The 17,993-nt window shown below is 69.4% G+C and carries 17 protein-coding genes; 9 read left to right on the top strand and 8 right to left on the bottom strand.

Translation table 11 applies throughout. The features are described 5' to 3' along the window. Nucleotides 1–217 precede the first annotated feature (217 nt). The 7 genes from D1793_RS10815 to D1793_RS10785 are packed head-to-tail and all read left to right on the top strand — an operon-like array spanning nucleotide 218 to nucleotide 6,784. Nucleotides 218–1,555, top strand: a complete 1,338-nt coding sequence (locus D1793_RS10815) for an MFS transporter (protein WP_119022177.1) — start codon at nucleotides 218–220, stop codon at nucleotides 1,553–1,555. Then, nucleotides 1,552–2,499: an aldo/keto reductase gene (locus D1793_RS10810; RefSeq protein ID WP_119022176.1), complete on the top strand. Its 948-nt coding sequence runs from the start codon at nucleotides 1,552–1,554 to the stop codon at nucleotides 2,497–2,499. The genes D1793_RS10815 and D1793_RS10810 overlap by 4 nt, the downstream gene beginning before the upstream one ends. A gap of 3 nt (nucleotides 2,500–2,502) precedes the next feature. Then, nucleotides 2,503–2,817: a cupin domain-containing protein gene (locus tag D1793_RS10805; RefSeq protein ID WP_119022175.1), complete on the top strand. Its 315-nt coding sequence runs from the start codon at nucleotides 2,503–2,505 to the stop codon at nucleotides 2,815–2,817. Nucleotides 2,818–2,838: 21 nt separating this feature from the next. Beyond that, a complete protein-coding gene (locus tag D1793_RS10800) occupies nucleotides 2,839–3,246 on the top strand; it encodes a hypothetical protein (RefSeq protein ID WP_119022174.1) in 408 nt (135 codons plus the stop codon). Nucleotides 3,247–3,303: 57 nt separating this feature from the next. Continuing rightward, nucleotides 3,304–4,074, top strand: coding sequence for a metallophosphoesterase (locus D1793_RS10795; RefSeq protein ID WP_119022173.1), 771 nt, complete (start codon nucleotides 3,304–3,306; stop codon nucleotides 4,072–4,074). Further along, entirely contained in the window at nucleotides 4,071–4,373 is a 303-nt protein-coding gene (locus tag D1793_RS10790) for a DUF1294 domain-containing protein (RefSeq protein WP_119022172.1), read from the top strand. Before D1793_RS10795 ends, D1793_RS10790 begins: the two co-directional genes overlap by 4 nt. A gap of 5 nt (nucleotides 4,374–4,378) precedes the next feature. After that, nucleotides 4,379–6,784 carry a DNA polymerase II gene (locus tag D1793_RS10785; RefSeq protein ID WP_240407654.1) on the top strand — a complete coding sequence of 802 codons (2,406 nt, stop codon included), beginning with the start codon at nucleotides 4,379–4,381 and terminating at the stop codon, nucleotides 6,782–6,784. Between the two features lie 42 nt (nucleotides 6,785–6,826). Here the strand turns inward: D1793_RS10785 and D1793_RS10780 are convergent, their stop codons facing one another. The 3 genes from D1793_RS10780 to D1793_RS10770 are packed head-to-tail and all read right to left on the bottom strand — an operon-like array spanning nucleotide 6,827 to nucleotide 9,757. After that, entirely contained in the window at nucleotides 6,827–8,143 is a 1,317-nt protein-coding gene (locus D1793_RS10780) for an MFS transporter (RefSeq protein ID WP_119022171.1), read from the bottom strand. 37 nt (nucleotides 8,144–8,180) lie between these two features. Next, nucleotides 8,181–9,389, bottom strand: coding sequence for an MFS transporter (locus tag D1793_RS10775; protein WP_119022170.1), 1,209 nt, complete (start codon nucleotides 9,387–9,389; stop codon nucleotides 8,181–8,183). A 23-nt stretch (nucleotides 9,390–9,412) separates the two neighbouring features. Further along, a complete protein-coding gene (locus tag D1793_RS10770; protein WP_119022169.1) occupies nucleotides 9,413–9,757 on the bottom strand; it encodes a DsrE family protein in 345 nt (114 codons plus the stop codon). Between the two features lie 106 nt (nucleotides 9,758–9,863). Between D1793_RS10770 and D1793_RS10765 the strand changes: the two genes are divergently transcribed. Beyond that, complete coding sequence (locus tag D1793_RS10765; RefSeq protein WP_119022168.1) at nucleotides 9,864–10,520, top strand: metalloregulator ArsR/SmtB family transcription factor; 657 nt, start codon at nucleotides 9,864–9,866, stop codon at nucleotides 10,518–10,520. A 72-nt stretch (nucleotides 10,521–10,592) separates the two neighbouring features. Here the strand turns inward: D1793_RS10765 and D1793_RS10760 are convergent, their stop codons facing one another. The 3 genes from D1793_RS10760 to D1793_RS10750 all read right to left on the bottom strand — a co-directional run bounded on the left by D1793_RS10760 (nucleotide 10,593) and on the right by D1793_RS10750 (nucleotide 14,942). After that, nucleotides 10,593–11,621 (bottom strand): cytochrome c peroxidase, encoded by a 1,029-nt coding sequence (locus tag D1793_RS10760; protein WP_119022167.1) that lies wholly within the window; start codon nucleotides 11,619–11,621, stop codon nucleotides 10,593–10,595. Between the two features lie 203 nt (nucleotides 11,622–11,824). Beyond that, nucleotides 11,825–13,024, bottom strand: coding sequence for a chromate efflux transporter (gene chrA / locus D1793_RS10755; protein ID WP_119022166.1), 1,200 nt, complete (start codon nucleotides 13,022–13,024; stop codon nucleotides 11,825–11,827). Between the two features lie 100 nt (nucleotides 13,025–13,124). Next, on the bottom strand, nucleotides 13,125–14,942 hold the full coding sequence (locus D1793_RS10750) for an ABC transporter transmembrane domain-containing protein (RefSeq protein ID WP_119022165.1): 1,818 nt from the start codon (nucleotides 14,940–14,942) through the stop codon (nucleotides 13,125–13,127). A 171-nt stretch (nucleotides 14,943–15,113) separates the two neighbouring features. On the opposite strand from D1793_RS10750, the gene trxC reads away from it, so the two are divergent. After that, nucleotides 15,114–15,551: a thioredoxin TrxC gene (trxC, locus tag D1793_RS10745; RefSeq protein ID WP_110067967.1), complete on the top strand. Its 438-nt coding sequence runs from the start codon at nucleotides 15,114–15,116 to the stop codon at nucleotides 15,549–15,551. On the opposite strand, the gene D1793_RS10740 is transcribed toward trxC, so the two are convergent. Both D1793_RS10740 and yejK read right to left on the bottom strand, forming a co-directional pair. Further along, on the bottom strand, nucleotides 15,466–16,797 hold the full coding sequence (locus tag D1793_RS10740; protein ID WP_119022164.1) for a GGDEF domain-containing protein: 1,332 nt from the start codon (nucleotides 16,795–16,797) through the stop codon (nucleotides 15,466–15,468). The two genes, trxC and D1793_RS10740, sit on opposite strands and share 86 nt — an antisense overlap. 168 nt (nucleotides 16,798–16,965) lie before the next feature. Then, entirely contained in the window at nucleotides 16,966–17,964 is a 999-nt protein-coding gene (gene yejK, locus D1793_RS10735) for a nucleoid-associated protein YejK (RefSeq protein ID WP_119022163.1), read from the bottom strand. Between the last annotated feature and the right edge of the window lie 29 nt (nucleotides 17,965–17,993).

Below are 17,993 nucleotides of genomic sequence, written 5' to 3'. Positions count from 1 at the left end.
CTCTGGCACGGGAATCGGGGGTGCAAATACCCCCATCCGGGATGGCCACGATTCTACGCGAGACTGTCGACAATGTTAAGCAAGCCCCGTCCCATGGGGCCTAGCACTTTGGTCGGCGCCGTGTGGGTCGGGTTACACAGGCGGGGAAGGGCGGGCCCGAAAAGAAGCCCCGGTGGATGCCTGCTAAGGTCAAGAGGAACCCTAAAGGACCCTCTGGATGCCTGATACCATTCAGCGCCTGTTCAATGTGCGACCCGAGGAGCGCCTGCCGGTGCTGCTGGCGGTGCTCTTCTTCTTCTGCGTGCTCACCGCCCTGATGGTGCTGCGTCCTGCTCGGGAGGCCTTGGGGCTGCGCGGCGGCATCGAGGCGGTGCGCTGGCTTTTCATGGGCACCGCCCTGGTGACCCTGCTGGTCAACCCGCTGTTCGGCCTGCTGGTCAGCCGCCTGCCGCGGCTGCGCTTCATCGCCGCCACCTACCTCTTTTTCGCCGCCAGCCTCGGCGCCTTCTACCTGCTGATGACGCTGGCCCCCGGCGCGGTCGGCGTGGCCTCCGGCCAGGTCTTCTACGTCTGGTTCAGCGTCTTCAACCTCTTCGTCACCATGCTCTTCTGGGCGCTGATGGCCGACCGCTTCTCGCTGGTCCAGGGCAAGCGCTTCTTCGGGCTGATCGCCGTGGGCGGCACCTGCGGGGCGATCTTCGGACCCTGGCTGGCCGGACGGCTGGCCGAGCCGCTGGGTACCCCGGCGCTGCTGCTGGTGGCCATCGGCTTCCTGCTGCTGGCGCTCACTGCCGCCTGCGGCGTGGCCCTCTGCCAGCCCCATCGACCTCGGGAGAGCGATGACGAGGCCCAGGCCCCGGTGGTGGACGAGCGCGAGCGGATCGGCGGCAGCGCCTGGGCTGGGCTGCGCGCCCTGACCCGGTCGCGCTACCTGCTCGGCATCGCCGCCTACGTGGTGATACTCGCCATCATGGCCACCTTCCTCTACTTCACGCGGCTGCAGATGGTGGCCGCCATGGGCGATGACCTGGACCTGCGTACCGCCTGGTTCGCGCGCATCGACCTGATCACCCAGGTGGCGACCCTGGTGATGCAGGCGCTGGTGGCCGGCCACCTGATGAAGCGGCTAGGCGTGGCCTTCACCCTGGCGCTGCTGCCGATGACCACCCTGCTGGGCTTCATTGGCCTGGCGATGGTCGGTTCCCTCGCCGCGCTGATCGCCTTCGAGGCGGCCTTCCGAGCCGTGCAGCGCGCCCTGATGCGCCCCGCCCGGGAGACCCTCTATACGGTCACCAGCCGGGAGGAGAAGTACAAGGCCAAGGCCGCCATCGACACCTTCGTTTACCGCGCCGGCGACGTGGTGGGTGCCCAGGTCGAGGGCGCGCTGGGTCGTCTCGGCATGGGCCTGGCCGCGGTGGCCAGCGTCGCCGTGCCCCTGGCGCTCGCCTGGGCGGCCCTGGCGCTCTGGCTGGGCCGCACCCAGGGGCGCATCGCCGCCGAGGCGGATGCCCCGGCCTTCAGCACGACCCTCGATTCACAAGGGAGACCCTCATGATCTCGCGTCGCGATACCCTCAAGCTCTGCCTGGCGGCCGGTGCCGCCGCCACCCTGCCGCTCTCCACGGGCCTGCTCGCCCAGCCGCCTCGCGGGGAGCTGATCACTCGCGCCATCCCCTCCACCGGCGTGCGCGTTCCGGCGGTGGGGCTCGGCAGCTCGGCCACCTTCGCCAGCGTCGCCCGTAGCGAGGATGTCGCCGCCCTGCGCGAGGTGCTGCAGACGCTGGTCAATGAGGGCGGGCGGGTCTTCGACACCGCGCCGGGCTATGGCGCCTCCGAGGCGGTGGCCGGCGAGCTCGCCGCGGAGCTTGGTCTCTCCGAGACGCTCTTCTGGGCCACCAAGGTCAACGTGGCGGGCCGCAATGGCGGCAGCGCCGACCCGGAGGCGGCTCGCGCGCAGATCGAGACCTCCTTCCGGCGCCTGGGCAAGACGCCGCTGGACCTAATCCAGGTGCACAACCTGGGCGACGTGCCGACCCAGCTCGGGCTGCTCAAGGAGCTTCGCGAGGAGGGGCGGGTGCGCCATATCGGCGTGACCACCACCTTCGAACGACACTACGAGGCGCTCGAGCAAATCATGGAACGTGAGCCACTGGACACCGTCGGCATCGACTACGCCATCGACAATCGCTTCATGGAGGAGCGCATCCTGCCCCTGGCCCGTGACCGCGGCATCGGCGTGCTGGTCTATGCCCCCTTCGGGCGCACCCGGCTCTGGGAGCGGGTGCGCGGCCATGAGGTGCCGGACTGGGCCGCCGAGTTCGATGCCCACTCCTGGGCCCAGCTCTTCCTCAAGTTCGTGATCAGCCACCCGGCGGTGACCGTGGCCACCCCGGCCACCAGCCGCGCCCGCCACATGATCGACAACATGGGGGGCGCGCGCGGCGAGCTGCCGGACGAGGCGATGCGCCGGCGCATGATCGCCCACGTCGAGGGGCTCTGAGCCGTGGCGAATCTGTTCCAGGGGATTCCCGATCGCCTTCCCGAGGAGCGTTTCGAGGAACTCGTCAGAGGGGATTCGGTGACGGTGGAGCGCATCGTCTCCCGGGGGCATACCTCGCCCGAGACCGGCTGGTACGACCAGCCGCGCCACGAGTGGGTGCTGGTACTCAGGGGCCGCGGCGTGGTCGCCTTCGAGGACGGCGAGGAGGTTTCACTCGGCCCCGGGGACCACCTGCTGATTTCCGCCCACCGACGGCACCGGGTCGCCTGGACCGATCCGGACGAGGCGACCGTGTGGCTGGCGGTGCACTACGACTGACCCGGCACCAGGGAGGCCACCATGGAGAAGCTCCCACGCACGCTTCGACGCATCCTGCTGCTGCTCGCTCTGGCCCTGCCGATGGTGGCCTGGCAGCTGTGGCTGGCGCCGGCCCGGGAGACGCGCCAGGCCTGGAGCGGCAACCTGATCGAGACGACCCGCAGCCCCAGGCTGCTGCGCCTCGACGCGCCGGGCACGCATCGCCGCCCCAGGGACTACCACCATGTGTGGCATGTCGACCTGGACGGTGGCGGGGTCCGGGAGGTGGAGGTGCCCCACCGGCTCTGGCACCACGGCGAGCCGGGCCTGCCGGTGGTGAAGCGCCGCGGCGAGCGCTGGCCCGAGATCGACACCGATGAGTATCGCGACCAGCAGCGGCGCAACCGGGAGGGGACCCGGCGAGTCTTCGAGGTGCTGACCGGGAAGTAGAGTTCCTCCGGCGGGTGTATCACACTGGCCGAAATGGCTCGCTGCAAGGGACCGACGATGCGCCTGAGGGTACTTTCGGATCTTCATCTGGAACACTTCGACACTGCGAGGGAGCTGCCGGAGGTCAACGCCGATGCGGTAATCCTGGCCGGTGACATTCACTCTGGCACCCGTGGGCTCGCCTGGGCAGCAGAGTGCTTCGCCGGTACGCCGATCCTCTATGTACCCGGCAACCACGAATTCTACGGCACCTGCATGCCGGCCCTGCGCCGTGAACTGGCTACCGAAGCCGCTCGGCTGGGCATCCATCTGCTGGACAATCACACCCTGACCCTCGGCGGTGTATGTTTCCACGGCACGACCCTATGGACCGATTTCGCCCTCCATGCCGGCCAGCCCGATCACGACCCGGCGCTGACCGAGGCCAGGGCGCTGGCCCTGATGCCGGATTTCCGCATCATCGAGCAGCCGGAAGGGGAGGTCTTCACCCCGGCCGAGAGCCGCCGCCTGCATGCCGAGGCGCTGGCCTGGCTGGAGGCGGAGCTTGTGGAGCCGTTCAGCGGTCCCCGGGTGGTGATTAGCCACCATGCCCCCCTGGCCGAGGGTATTCCGCCGCGCTACCGCGGTGATGCCCTGTCGCCGGCCTTCGCCTCCCATCTGCCGCGGCTGATGGGCCGCATGGACCTGTGGGTCCACGGCCATGTGCATGAGCCGGTAGACCTGGAAGTGTCGGGAACGCGTATTGTCGCCAACCCTGGCGGGTATCCCGACGAGTTCAACCCACCGTTGTTCACATCGGATCTGATCATCGAGGTGCCGGCCAAATGACCTGGCTGATCGGCCTCTACCTGCCGGCGAGCCTGGCGGCCGCGGCCCTCTACGGCATCGACAAGGCCGCGGCTCGTTGCGATCGCCGCCGCGTCCCCGAGTCGACCCTGCATCTGGTGGCTCTGGCGGGGGGCTGGCCCGGGGCGCTGCTGGCCCGGCGCGCCTTCCGCCACAAGACCCGCAAGCAGCCCTTCGGCGCCATCCTCTGGGGCTGCGTGGCGCTCAATGTCGGCCTGGTGGCGTGGCTGGCCACGGCAGAGGCCACCCTGGGCCTGCGCCGGCTGGCGGGTCTGGAGTAGGGCAGTTGACGCACCATGGCAGCGCCCGGGGTGAGGGCATCACCCGCCAAGGCTTTATCCTGACCCGCCACTGGGAGGACACGCCCCGAGGCACCGAGGTCACCCTGTGGCTTGCCACCGACCAGGGGCCGCTGCTGGTGCGCCTGCCGGTTCAGACATCGGTGGCCTTCCTGCCCGCCGAGCAGCGAGCGCAGGCCGAGGCGCTGCTGGCCGGCGAGCCCGGCGTGACGCTGCGCGAGCTCGAGCTGCGCGACTTCCAACACCGCCCCGTGCTCGGCCTCTACTGCGAACAGTACCGCCAGCTGCTCCGGCTCGAGCGGCGCCTGGGGGAGGCCGGCCTGGCGCTCTACGAGGCCGATATCCGCCCACCGGAGCGCTATCTGATGGAGCGCTTTATCACCGCCCCCGTCGAGGTCACGGGCAAGGTAGATGGACAGGGCGGCCTAGCCGAGGCGCGCCTGCGCCCGGCCCCGGCCTATCGCCCGCGGCTGCGCACGGTGTCGCTGGATATCGAGACCAGCGGCCGAGGCGAGCTCTATTCCATCGCCCTTGAGGGGTGCGGCCAGCGCCAGGTCTATATGCTGGGGCCGGCCAACGGGGCGGCGGGCGATCACGACTTCGCGCTCGAGTACTGCGCGAGTCGCGCCGAGTTGCTCCGGCGCCTCAACGCCTGGTTCGCCGAGCATGACCCCGACGCCATCATCGGCTGGAACCTGGTGCAGTTCGACCTGCGGGTGCTGCGCGACCACGCCGAGCGGCTCGGCGTGCCGCTCAGGCTCGGCCGCGGGGGCAGCGAGCTCGAATGGCGCGCCCACGGCCATCAGCCCAACCACTTCTTCGCCGCCGCCGCCGGGCGGCTGATCATCGACGGCATCGAGGCGCTGCGCTCGGCCACCTGGCACTTCCCCTCCTTCAGCCTGGAGAGCGTGGCCCGGGAACTGCTCGGCGAGGGCAAGGCGATCGACAACCCCTACCAGCGCCTGGACGAGATCCTGCGCCTGTTCGCCGAGGACAAGCCGGCGCTGGCCCGCTACAACCTCCAGGACTGCGAGCTGGTCACGCGGATCTTCGCCAGGGCCGAACTGCTGGACTTCCTGCTCGAGCGGGCCGCGGTGACCGGCCTGCCCGCCGACCGCAGCGGCGGCTCGGTGGCGGCCTTCACCCACCTCTACCTGCCGCGGCTGCATCGCCTGGGCCTGGTGGCGCCGAGCCTCGGCGAGGGAGAGGACGCCGAGAGCCCGGGCGGCTTCGTGATGGACTCCCGCCCAGGCCTCTACGATTCGGTGCTGGTGCTCGACTTCAAGAGTCTCTACCCCTCGATCATCCGCAGCTTCCTGATCGACCCGGCGGGGCTGGTGGAGGGGCTCGCCGAGCCCTCGGACGCCGTCTCGGTGCCGGGCTTTCGCGGCGCGCGCTTCTCGCGCACCTGCCACGCCCTGCCGGCCATCGTCGAGGGGGTGTGGGCCGGGCGCGAGGCCGCCAAGCGTGCCGGCAATGCGCCGCTCTCCCAGGCGCTCAAGATCATCATGAACAGCTTCTACGGGGTGCTGGGCTCCAAGGGGTGCCGTTTCTTCGATGCGCGGCTGGCCTCTTCGATCACCATGCGCGGCCACGCCATCATGCACCGCACCCGGGAGCTGATCGAGGGTGAAGGGTATACCGTTATCTACGGCGACACCGACTCCACCTTCGTCTGGCTGGGGCGCCCCTGCCAGGAAGCGGAGGCGGCCGCGATCGGCCATCGGCTGGTGGAACAGGTCAACGCCTGGTGGCGCGAGCACCTGGCCGAGGCGTATGGCCTCGCGAGTGCCCTGGAGCTGCAGTTCGAGACCCACTATCGGCGCTTCCTGATGCCCACCATCCGCGGCGCCGAGGCGGGCAGCAAGAAGCGCTATGCGGGGCTGGTGCGGGACGCGGAGGGCCAGGAACGGCTGGTGTTCAAGGGGCTCGAGACGGTGCGCACCGACTGGACGGAGCTCGCCAAGGCGTTCCAGCAGGAGCTCTACCGGCGGGTCTTCACCGACGAGCCCTGGCGGGAGTATGTGCGCGACTACGTGCAGGCCTTTCTGGCGCGCGCGCGGTCGGGGGAGTTCGACGAGCGGCTGGTGTATCGCAAGCGGCTGCGCCGGCGCCTGGACGACTACCGCCGCAACGTGCCGCCTCACGTGCGGGCGGCCAGGCTCGCCGATGCCGAGAACGACCGCCTCGGGCGGCCGCGCCAGTACCAGCACGGCGGCTGGATCCGCTACGTGATGACCCTGGCCGGCCCCGAGCCCCTGGAGGCCCACCGCTCGCCCATCGACACCGACCACTACCTGACCCGCCAGCTCCAGCCGGTGGCCGACGCCATCCTGCCCTTCGTGGGCGACGACTTCGCCACCCTGATCGACCGCCAGCTGGGGCTGTTCTGAGCGGACCCGCACTTGAGAGCCCCCGGCGCCGGGTCGCGCTCCTCAGGGTCGTTCCTGGGGGCTCGACTGTGGGTTGAGCCGCGGGTGGGTCTCTTCGCCCCAGGCCATGACCAGGGCGCCCGAGAGGAACATGGCGATGGCCACGAACCAGAAGCCGGCGGTAACGGCGCCGGTGAGGTGGGCCACCAGGCCGAAGGCCAGGGCACCGATGCCGTAGCCGAGGTCGCGCCAGAAGCGGTAGATGCCGATGGCGGAGCTGCGCCAGTTGGGGTGGGAGATGTCCGCCACCGCCGCGCTCAGGTTGGGGTAGAGCAGTGCCATGCCGAAACCGGTGACGGCGGCCGCGAAGGACCACCAGGTCACGCCGCTGCCGAGCAGCGTCAGGGCCACGCCCCCGCCGCAGATCCACATGCCCCAGACGATGGGCTTGAGGCGGCCGACATGGTCCGACAGTCGGCCGGTGACGAACTGGGAACCGCCCCATACGAAGCCGTAGATCCCCACCACCCAGCCGATGGCGTCGAGGCCCAGGCCCTGCTGATAGAGGAAGACCGGATAGAAGACCCACACCAGGGCGTCGACGAACTTCTCCACCAGGCCTGCCTGGCTGAAGGCCGCCATGCGTCGGTCACGCCAGCTCATCAGTGCGAACATCTCGCCGGCGGTCGGGGCGTCCGAGACCAGCCGCGAGATCCTGGCCCTCGGGCCGTCGGGGTTGCCGCTGGCGTGGCGAGCGCTCTCCGCTCTGGCCCAGGCGTGCGTCTCGCGGATCGAGGTCAGGGTCAGCACGATGGCCAGGGTGATCACCGCGGTACCGAACACGAAGAGCCCCAGGCGTGGACCGAGCCCCATCGCCAGATAGCCGGTGACGATCCCCGCCACGGCGACCCCCACGTATCCCGAGAACTCGTTCATGCCCATGGTGAAGCCGCGCTCGTCGGCCCGGGTGATGTCCATCTTGGCGGTCTGGGTCATCGACCAGCAGAGCCCCTGGTTGATGCCGAGCAGCACGGTGGCGGCGACGATCCAGCCCCAGGAGGGGGCGTAGAGCACCATGAACGGAATCGGGATGGCCGATAGCCAGCCGAACAGCAGCACCTTCCTGCGCCCGATGTGCTCGGCGAGCCGCCCCGCCACGAAGTTCAGGGCGCCCTTCACGAAGCCGAAGGCTACCACGAATGACGTCAGCATCATGAAGGAGCCCTCGGCGACGCCGAACTCGGATTCCGCCAGTGCCGGCACCACAGTGCGCATCATGCCGATGGTGAGACCGACCAGGAAGACCTGGCCCAGCTGATGGCTGAACTGGTGAAGGTTCTCGCGAATGCCGTGACGGTAAGGGTCGTCGTGGGGGCTCATCTGACGAAACTCCGGGGAGTGGTCGTGAATCGGTGATTCAGGAGCCGCTTGGCGTGGCCTGTGTGCGCTGGCTGAAACCGAGCCACAGCGCGGCCAGCATCACCAGCAGGATGGCCGGCAGCATGACCAGGTTGAGGGCCCCCCAGTCCAGACGGTGCAGCAGCGCGCCGGCCATCAGCGAGCCCAGGGCGACCAGCGAGAAGATGATCAGGTCGTTCACGCCCTGGACCTTGCCGCGCTCGGCCTCGCTGTGCACCGTGGAGAGCAGGGCACTGCCGCCCACGAACAGGAAGTTCCAGCCGATGCCCAGCAGCACCAGCGCCACCCAGAAGTGGGCCAGGCTGGCGCCCAGGTTGGCCACCAACACCGTGCCGGTGAGCAGCAGCGTGCCCGCCAGCAGGATCCGCGGGAAGCCGTAGCGAGCGATCAGGCCTCCGGTGAAGAAGGAGGGCGCAAACATGCCCAGCACGTGCCACTGCATGATGAAGGCGACCTGGCTCATCTCGAAACCCCGGGAGCGCATGGCCAGCGGGGTGGCGGTCATCACCAGTATCATGATGGCGTAGCCCACCGCGCCAGCGAGCACCGCCACCCGGAAGCTCGGCCGGGCGACGATGGTCGCCAGGGGGCTGGACGCTTCGCCGGGCTGCGGCTCACCGCTGGGGGGTACCCGCAGCTGGCTGAGCAGGCCGATGGCCAGCAGGGCGAGGAGGGCGATCACCAGGTAGGGGCCGCCGGCGGGCACGCCGGCGATCAGATCGCTGGCGGCGCTGGCGTTCCAGGGGCCGAGGAAGGCCGCAGCCACCCCACCCGCCATGACGAAGGAGATCGCCCGGCTGCGAAAGGCGGGGCTCGCCACATCGGCGGCGGCGAAGCGGTAGTACATGGCGAAGCCCTGGTAGAGCCCGAGCAGCAGGTTGCCGGCGCAGAACAGCCAGAAGGATCCCATCGCCACGGCGCCGAAGCTCAGCAGGCCGCCGACCACGCCGCCCAGGCTCGCCCCGGTGATGAAGCCGCGGCGCCGGCCCACACGCTTCATGAAGAGCGAGGCGGGCAGGGTGGAAACCACCGTGCCCAGCATCATCATGGCGATGGGCAGGGTGGCTAGCTCCGGGTCGGGGCTGAGCCGCTGGCCCACCACGCCGCTCAGGGTCATCACGGTGATCGAGGCCACCATGAACAGCATCTGGCTGGTCACCAGGATGGCCACGTTCTGCTTTTCTCGACGCGCCGGTTCCATGGGCATATCGCTCCTCGGTGTGGAAGGGATCAGAACACCATGACCTTGTCGGCCTGCTCGGTGGCCTCGGCCAGGGCGTCCATGGTGCTGCGCTCGGCGGCCTCCACGACCTCCTCGTCGGTGATGCCACGGGCATCCAGGCAGGTGCCGCACAGCAGCACGCGACCCCTGGTGGTGACCCGCCTGACCATGCGCTCGGCGTTGTAGAAGCCCTCTGGTGTCTTCTGGCCTGCCTTGGCGCCGGAGACGGCGTCCCCCATCAGGAAGACCGTCACCTGGTGCTCGCGCTTGAGCAGGGCGTGGGCGAGGCGCAGGCCGTTATAGAGGCGTTCGGTGCCGTAGGGCGGGTCGTTGATGATGATGAGGCTGTTCACGGGAAGGCTCCTTCTGCCATCATTCTATAATTCGATAGAATGATGGTGATGGATGCCAAGGCCTGTCAAGCGGCACAATGGTTGCCGTGCCTTCAAGAGAGTGAACATGAGCGATCAACAGCAGCTTCTGGATATCCTGGCCCAGGTGGGGCGTGCGCTGGGCAACGGCCACAGGCTGGCGCTGCTCGAGCGCCTGGCCCAGGGCGAGGCGCCGGTGGAGACCCTGGCCACTACTGCCGGGCTCACGGTGGGCAACGCCTCCCAGCACCTGCAGCAGCTGCGGCGGGCGGGACTGGTCACCGCCACCCGGGCCGGCAAGCAGATGATCTACCGGCTCACCGACGAGCGGATCATCACCCTGATGGGGCTGCTGAGGGAGGTGGCCGAGACCAATCTGGCGGAGATGGAGCGCCTGGTCGGACGGCTCTTCGCCGATGACGATGCGGACGGGGCCCTGGAGGCGGTCTCCCGGGAGGATCTGCTGGCGGGGCTGGCACGAGGAGAGGTGGCGCTGCTGGACGTCCGGCCGGAGGATGAGTTTGCCGCCGGCCACCTGCCCGCGGCGATCAACATTCCGCTGACGCAGCTGGAGGCGATGCTCGACAGGCTGCCCCGGGACCGCGAGATCGTCGCCTACTGCCGCGGGCCCTACTGCGCCCTCTCCCACGAAGCGGTGCAGCGGCTTCGACAGCTGGGCTACCGTGTCAGGCGCTTCGAGGAGGGCTACCCGGAGTGGAAGGCCGCGGGACTGCCCGTGGTGTGACAGGCACAGAAACGACATGACCGACTCGAGGGTCGGTCATGAGAGTCGAGCGTTGAGTCGAAGCCGGGTGGCTTACTCCGCTTCGACGCCTTCCGGCAGCTCGAAGGGAATACCTTCCGGCGGCAGGAAGTTGACCGGGATCTCGCCGGTCAGGGCCTCCTGGAAGGCCACCAGCTCGTCCAGGGCTTCGCTGTCCAGATCCTGACCCAGCTGCACGCGTGCCATGACGGCGGTGGCGCGGCGCAGGTTGTCGACCGAACCGTCGTGGAAGTAGGGGCCGGTCTTGGCCACGTTGCGCAGCATCGGTACCCGGAAGAAGAAGCGGTCGCTCTCCTCGCCGGTGGCGGCCATCAGGCCGGAGCTGATCTCCAGCGAGCCGGTGTGCTCCCAGTAGTTCTCGCGAACGCCGAAGCGCTGCAGCATGGTGCCGCCGACCAGCTCGCCGCTGTGGCAGCCCACGCAGCCGCTGTTCATGAAGCGCTCGAGACCGCGAACCTCCAGCTCGGACATGGCGTCGTCGTCACCCTCGAGCCAGGCGTCGAAGGGCGCCGGGGTACGCAGGGTCGACTGGTAGAACTCAAGGGCCTGGCCGTAGTTTTCCGGGGTGACGGGATCCTCGTCATCGGGGAAGGCGGCGGCGAAGAGCTCCTCGTAGCCGTGCTCACGCAGCACCGGCAGGATGTCCTCGCGGGAGTCGAAGCCCATGGAGCCGGTGATCGACCCCATGGCCTGGTCGGCACCGGTGGCGCGATCGGCGAGCCAGCGCAGCCCGGGAGTCTCCATGGCGTGGAACACGGTCTGGGACTGCATGGTGCGACCGCCGCGGGCATTGATGGAGCGATCGCGACTGTCGGAGCCCCAGTTCTCACGGAAATGGCAGCTGGCGCAGGCCACTTCGCCGTTGGAGGAGAGCCGCATATCCCAGAACAGAGCCTGGCCCAGCGCTGCCTTGGGGGCCTCGATCTCCTCAACGGGGGTCCCCTGAACGCTACCCAGAACGCGGTTGGCGCGATCGCGCAACTCCTCGTTGGCCACTGCCAGGCTGCTGGCCGCCAGCAGGCTGCCTCCCATGGCAATGGCCAGGTATTGGCGTTTTCTCATGTTTCCCCTCTCCTTGACGTTGATCAGCGATCGCTCTTGGCCGTGCGCTTCTCGTTGTTACCACCGACGATAGATGCAAGATCACTGGATTTTTCGGCCAAACATCGACGATAGTCTGGCGTCGATCGTATCAATCACTGCGATAGTCAGGATTGATTAACGTCAAGGTAATCTCCGATCCCCTGGATTACTGAGCCTGTCATTCAGGGAACGATCACGATGCCGCCGCCGGCGAGCAGCGCCACCACCGCCCAGGCGGGCAGCTTCCAGACGCTGAGCAGCAGGAACCCGGTGAGCGCCAGGGCAAATTCCCGGGGGCCGATGATGGCGCTGGTCCACACCGGGTGGTAGAGGGCCGCGCCCAGGATGCCCACCACGGCGGCGTTGGCACCGCGCATCAGCGCCTGGGCGCTGTCCCAGCGGCGGAAGCGGTTCCAGTGAGGCAGCACCGCCACCAGCAGCAGCAGCCCCGGCAGGAAGATCATGACCAGCGCCAGGGCGGCGCCGAACAGGCTACCGCCGAGCGGCCCCATCACCGCGCCCAGGTAGGCGGCGAAGGTGAACAGCGGCCCGGGCACGGCCTGGGCGGCGCCATAGCCCGCCAGGAAGTCATCGGGGCTGACCCAGCCGGACTGCACCACCTCGGCCTCGAGCAGCGGCAGCACCACGTGGCCGCCGCCGAACACCAGGGCGCCGGCGCGATAGAAGGCGTCCATCACCGCCAGGGTGGCGGAAGGCGAGGCCCAGGCCAGCAGCGGCAGGAGGATCAGCAGGGCGACGAAGGCGAGCCCCGCCAGCTGGCCGGCGCGGGCCGACACCGGCAGCGACAGCGGCTGCACCTCGGTCTCGGCGTGGGCGCGGCAGAGCGCCATGCCGGCCAGGGCGCCGATGGTGATGGCGGCCACCTGGCCCAGGGGGCCGCTCACCAGCACCACGGTGAAGACCGCGGTCAGGGCGATGCCGGCGCGCTGCCGGTCGGGGCAGAGGCTGCGTGCCATGCCCCACACCGCGTGGGCGACGATGGCCACCGCGGTGACCTTGAGGCCGTGGATGATCCCCTGGCTGACGGGACCATCGAGCACGGCGGCGCCCAGGGCGAACAGCACCAGCACGATGGCCGAGGGGAGAGTGAAGGCCGTCCAGGCCGCCAGCGCCCCCCAGGGGCCGCCCCGCAGCAGCCCCAGGGCGAAGCCCACCTGGCTGCTGGCGGGCCCGGGCAGGAACTGGCAGAGCGCCACCAGGTCGGCATAGGCCCGCTCGGTGAGCCAGCGGCGACGCTCGACGAACTCGGTGCGAAAGTAGCCGAGGTGGGCGATGGGGCCGCCGAAGGAGGTCAGGCCCAGCAGCAGGAAGGCGTGGAAGACTTCACGAATGCGCCCCGCCGGGCGCGGTTCCTGGTTCATCGGTCGGATTCCTTGTCGGCGTGTCGGGAGGACAGGTCATGATGTTTCATGACGTTGACACTCCCGTGACCTATGGCAAATGTCGATTGCGGATAGCGTTTCAATGGTCAGAGCCCTGAGGCTGGAGGGCAGACCTCTCGGTGGCCGGCAGGGCGGCATGTCGCCCGAACTGCAGCTCGGCCAGGTGGCGATAGAGCGGGCTCGACGCCATCAGCTCCGCGTGGTGGCCGGCGGCCACCAGCCGGCCCTCGTCCAGCACCAGCAGGCGGTCCGCGGCCACCACCGTCGCCAGGCGGTGGGCGATCACGAGGCTCGTGCGACCCACCATCAGCCGGTCCAGGGCCTGCTGCACCAGCCGCTCGCTCTCGGCGTCCAGGGCGCTGGTGGCCTCGTCCAGCAGCAGCACCCGCGGGTCCTTGAGCAGCGCCCGGGCAATGGCCAGGCGCTGGCGCTGGCCGCCCGAGAGCTGTACCCCGCCCGGGCCGAGCGGGGTGGCGAACCCCTGTGGCAGCGCCTCGATGAAGGCCAGGGCGTTGGCGTCCCGGGCCGCCCTGCGGAGGGTCTCCAGATCCGCCTCGGGGTCGCCGTAGCGCAGGTTGTCGGCCACGCTGCCGGTGAACAGCACCGGCTCCTGGGCCACCAGGCCCAGGGCCGAGCGCAGCGCCCCGGGATCGAGGTCGCGCAGGTCAATGCCGTCGAGGCGCAGGGTGCCGGCGTCGGGGTCATGGAAGCGCAGCAGCAGGGCGAGCAGGGTGCTCTTGCCGGCCCCGGAAGGTCCCACCAGCGCCACCCGCTCACCCGGTTGGATGGTCAGGTCGAATCCCGCCAGCGCCGGGGTCTCTCGCCCCGGGTAGGTGAAGCCCACGCCTTCGAAGCGCAGCTCCCCGGCGAGCGGCTCGGGCAGCGGCAACGGATTCGCCGGCGGCGCAATGGCCGGCCGGGTATCGAGCAGCTCCAGCAGGCGTTCCGCGGCGCCCGCGGCGCGCTGGACGTCGCCGGCCACCTCGGCCAGAGTCGCCACGGCGCCGGCCGCCAGCACCGCATAGAAGACGAAGGCCGAAAGCTCGCCGGCGGTCATGGTGCCGGCCAGCACCGCCTGGCCGCCCTGCCACAGCATGATGCCCACCGCTGCGAAGACGGCCAGCATGGCGATGCCGGTCAGCCAGGCGCGCTGACGGGTGCGCTCGATGGCGCTTTCGAAGGCCTCCTCGACGCGCCCCGCATAGTCACGCCGGTCGAGCCCCTCGTGGGTGAAGGCCTGAACGGTGCGGATGCCGGAGAGCGCCTCGTCGGCATAGCGGCCCAGCTCCGCCACCCGGTCCTGGCTGGCGCGGGAGAGCCTCCGCACCCGCCGCCCGAACCACAGGATCGGCAGCACGGTGGCAGGAATGCCCAGCAGGACGATGGCCGAGAGCCAGGGCTGGGTCACCAGCATCAGCGCCACTGCGCCGATGAGCATCAGCAGGTTGCGCAGTGCCAGGGAGACCGAGGAGCCGAACAGGCTCTGCAGCACGCTGGTATCGGCGGTGAGCCTCGAGGTGATCTCGCCGGCGGCCTGGCCAGGTGCCTGGGCGCTCTCGAAGAAGCCGGGCTCCAGGGTCAGCAGGTGGTCGAAGACCCGGCGGCGCAGGTCGGCGGCCAGCCGCTCGCCGATCCAGGTCACCAGGTAGTAGCGCAGCGCCGAGGCCATGGCCAGCACCGTCACCACGCCGAGCATCAGCCCGAGGGCCTGGCCCAGCGCCGCGCTGTCGGCGGCCATGAAGCCGCGGTCGATCACCAGGCGCAGCCCCTGGCCGAGCAGCAGCACGCTGCCCGAGGCCGCGAGCAGGGCCAGGGCCGCCAGGGCCAGTCGCCATCGATAGGGGACCAGCAGGCCCAGCAGGCGCAGCAGCACGCGCGGGTCGGGGCGTGAACTCATCGCGGATCTCGGCAGGCGGAAGAGGGAGATAGCATGTGCCGACGATGGCCGTCCGGCAAGGCCCTCGCAGGGCATGGCAGGCAGCGTGGCCGGCTGCGCGATGCGGTGACGCTTGAAGGGGGAGGGGCCAGGCGCCATAGTCGAGATCAATGACCCCGACCCGGAGCCCCCATGTCCGACGCCCTGACCCTCGGCTGCCCGCACTGCGGCGCCATCAATCGCGTCAGCCAGGCGCGCCTGCACGACGGCCCGAAGTGCGGCCGGTGCAAGCAGGCGCTGTTTACCGGCGAGCCGGTCGAGCTGACGTCGGCCAACTTCCGCGCCCTGGTGGAGCGCAGCGAGCTACCGGTGGTGGTGGACTTCTGGGCCGCCTGGTGCGGCCCCTGCAAGATGATGGCGCCGATCTTTGCCGAGGCGGCTCGCGAGCTGGAGCCGCGCATGCGCTTCGCCAAGCTCGATACCGAGGCCCAGCAGCCCCTGGCCGGGCGCTTCGGCATCCGCAGCATTCCCACCCTGATCGTGTTCAGGAACGGCCAGGAGGTGGCTCGTCAGCCGGGATTGCTACAGGGGCCTCAGCTTCGTCAGTGGCTATCTCCGCATCTGGCATAGCGGCTAGCTCCGGCAGCCACAGCGTGGTGGGGAAGTCAAAGCGCATGCCCTTCGGGGGGGAGCCGGCCACCACCACGCGGTTGCGGCCGCGGGCCTTGCCGGCATAGAGGGCCCGGTCGGCGCGCAGCAGCACCGGGTCGAGGCGTGACTCTCCGGGCGCGATCTGGCTGATGCCCACGGTGACACTCAGCTGGGCCTGCTGGCCCAGCATCGGCAGCGCCAGGCCGCTGACCCTGCGGCGCAGCCGCTCGCCCACGGCCGCCGCGGTGGCGAGGTCGGCCAGCGGCAGCACGATCACGAACTCCTCGCCGCCGTAGCGGCCGAGAATGTCGCACTCCCTCAGCACCGACCGACAGCAGCCGGCCACGCTGGTCAGCACCATGTCGCCTACGGCATGGCCGTGGAGGTCGTTGAGCCGCTTGAACAGGTCCACATCGACCATGCAGATCGACAGCGGCGTGCCGTCGCGCCGGGCGCGGCGCAGCTCCTGGCCGGCCAGTTCGAAGACATGCCGCCGATTGGCGACGCCGGTCAGGCCATCGGTACAGGCCATGTAGCGCAGGCGTGCCTCCAGTTCCTTGCGTTCGCGGATCTCCTCCTTGAGGCGGCGATTGATATGCCGCTCTTCCAGCAGGAGCGCGAACTGCTCGCGCTTAAGGCGCTTGAGATGGAGGATCGTCAGCCAGCCCAGCAAATTGACGAACAGCAGCAGCAGCAGGCTGGTCATCACCAGCATCGGGGGTAGGCTGGAGCCCACCAGCGAAACCGTCAGGAAACCGGCCAGCAGATAGGCGTTGCCGGCGAGCATCCAGGGCAGCCGGTTGGGGAGGAAGAGGTAGAGCGCCATGCTCGCCACCACCAGGGAGGCGACGTGGATGCCGGTATGGATGGGGCGCAGCAGGATGGTCATCAGTATGACGGAGAGGCACAGCAGGCTGACCAGGTTGACCGGCAACACCCTGTGGGCCACCCCCGGCCTGCGCCACACCGCCAGCGCTACGGCCAGGCAGGCGGCCACGGTGGCCAGACGAGCGACGAGCAGGATGACGAAGTCCCCCCCGAGCCCCAGCACGCTGTAGTCCGCCGCTGCGAAGGCCAGGAAGAGCCCGGCGATCAGGCACAGCGCCAGGCGCAGCTGGCAGGCGTGGTGTGCCAGGATCGAGCGCTTGAACAGTGCCTCCAGTGCCGTGTCCCTGAACTCCGCCTGCCAGTTCAGCAGCCCTGCCTCTCCCACCAGTTGCCGCATGCCAGATGCCTCGGGTACCGGGCTCGTCACGAGCACCGTGGCCTCATCGCTTGGGTATCTGGTGCAGCTTGGCCCTGAAAGCACGGGGGTGCCAGCGGTGGACGGCAAGTGCCAGCAATTGCCTACATTGGCTGTAAGCCATCGCCTACAGAGTGAGGATGAGAGTGCTCAACCCTGGCGCTTGAGCTGTTCCCTCAGCTGCCTGGGTACCTGCTTGATGATCAACCGGTCGGTGGCCTCGTCATACTCCACGCTGGAGCCGAGCAGGTGGGAGTCGAAGCTGATCGAGACCCCCGCGGCGCGGCCGGTGAAACGGCGAAACTGGTTGAGGGTCTTGCGGTCCGGCGGGATCTCCGGGGAGAGGCCGTAGTCGGCATGACGAATGTGGTCGTAGAAGGCCCTGGGCTGCTGCTCATCGAGCACCTCCGAGAGCTCCTCCAGGGTGATGGGTTCGCCGCGGCTGGCCTGTTCGCTGGCATAGTCGATCAGTGCAGAGGTCTTTTCACGGCTCGCCTCCTCGGCCAGGTCCTCCTTCTCCACGTAGTCGCTGAACGCCTTGAGCAGTGTGCGCGTCTCGCCGGAGGCGTCCACGCCCTCCACGGCGCCGAGCAGGGCGGCAAACCCTTCGGCCAGGGCCTTGCCTCCCCGGTCGCGGGTCCAGGAGAGGTATTGGCGCGAGTCGCCTGCCTGCCACTGGGCGAGGTCGATGCGGGCCGCCAGGCTCATCTGGGCCAGGTTGAGCTGGCGGGCCGGCACCAGGGCCAGCTGCGGGTCCACTGCGAAGCCCTCGCGGTGGTGGAGCAGGGCCAGGGTGAGGAAGTGCCCGTCACCGAATCGGGTCTCCAGCACAACCAGATCACCGGACACCGAGAGGTGGGCGTCGAGCAGGGTGGTCAGGCGCTCGCCGATGGCGCGGGTCAGGGCGACGAAGTCGCGGCCATCGGCCAGGTAGTCGGCCAGTTCCGCGGCCAGCGGCGACGCCTGCTCGGTGCCTTCGGCGGGGAAGTGGCCCCACGCCTTGCCCTTGCCGTGATAGGCCTTGTTGAGTCCCTCGAGCAGGGTGTCCAGGGTATCGGTGTGGGGCAGCGTCGCCTCGGCCGCGACCAGCCTGGCCGTGGCGTCACCAGGCTTCTCGATACGATGGACGATGGCGTTGAGGATCGGCATGGGGCCTCCTGCAGAGTGGGCGAGGGCGG

The organism is Halomonas sp. JS92-SW72 (assembly GCF_003547075.1).
Lineage (GTDB): Bacteria > Pseudomonadota > Gammaproteobacteria > Pseudomonadales > Halomonadaceae > Halomonas > Halomonas alkalicola.
This window is presented reverse-complemented; position numbering and strand designations above follow the sequence as displayed.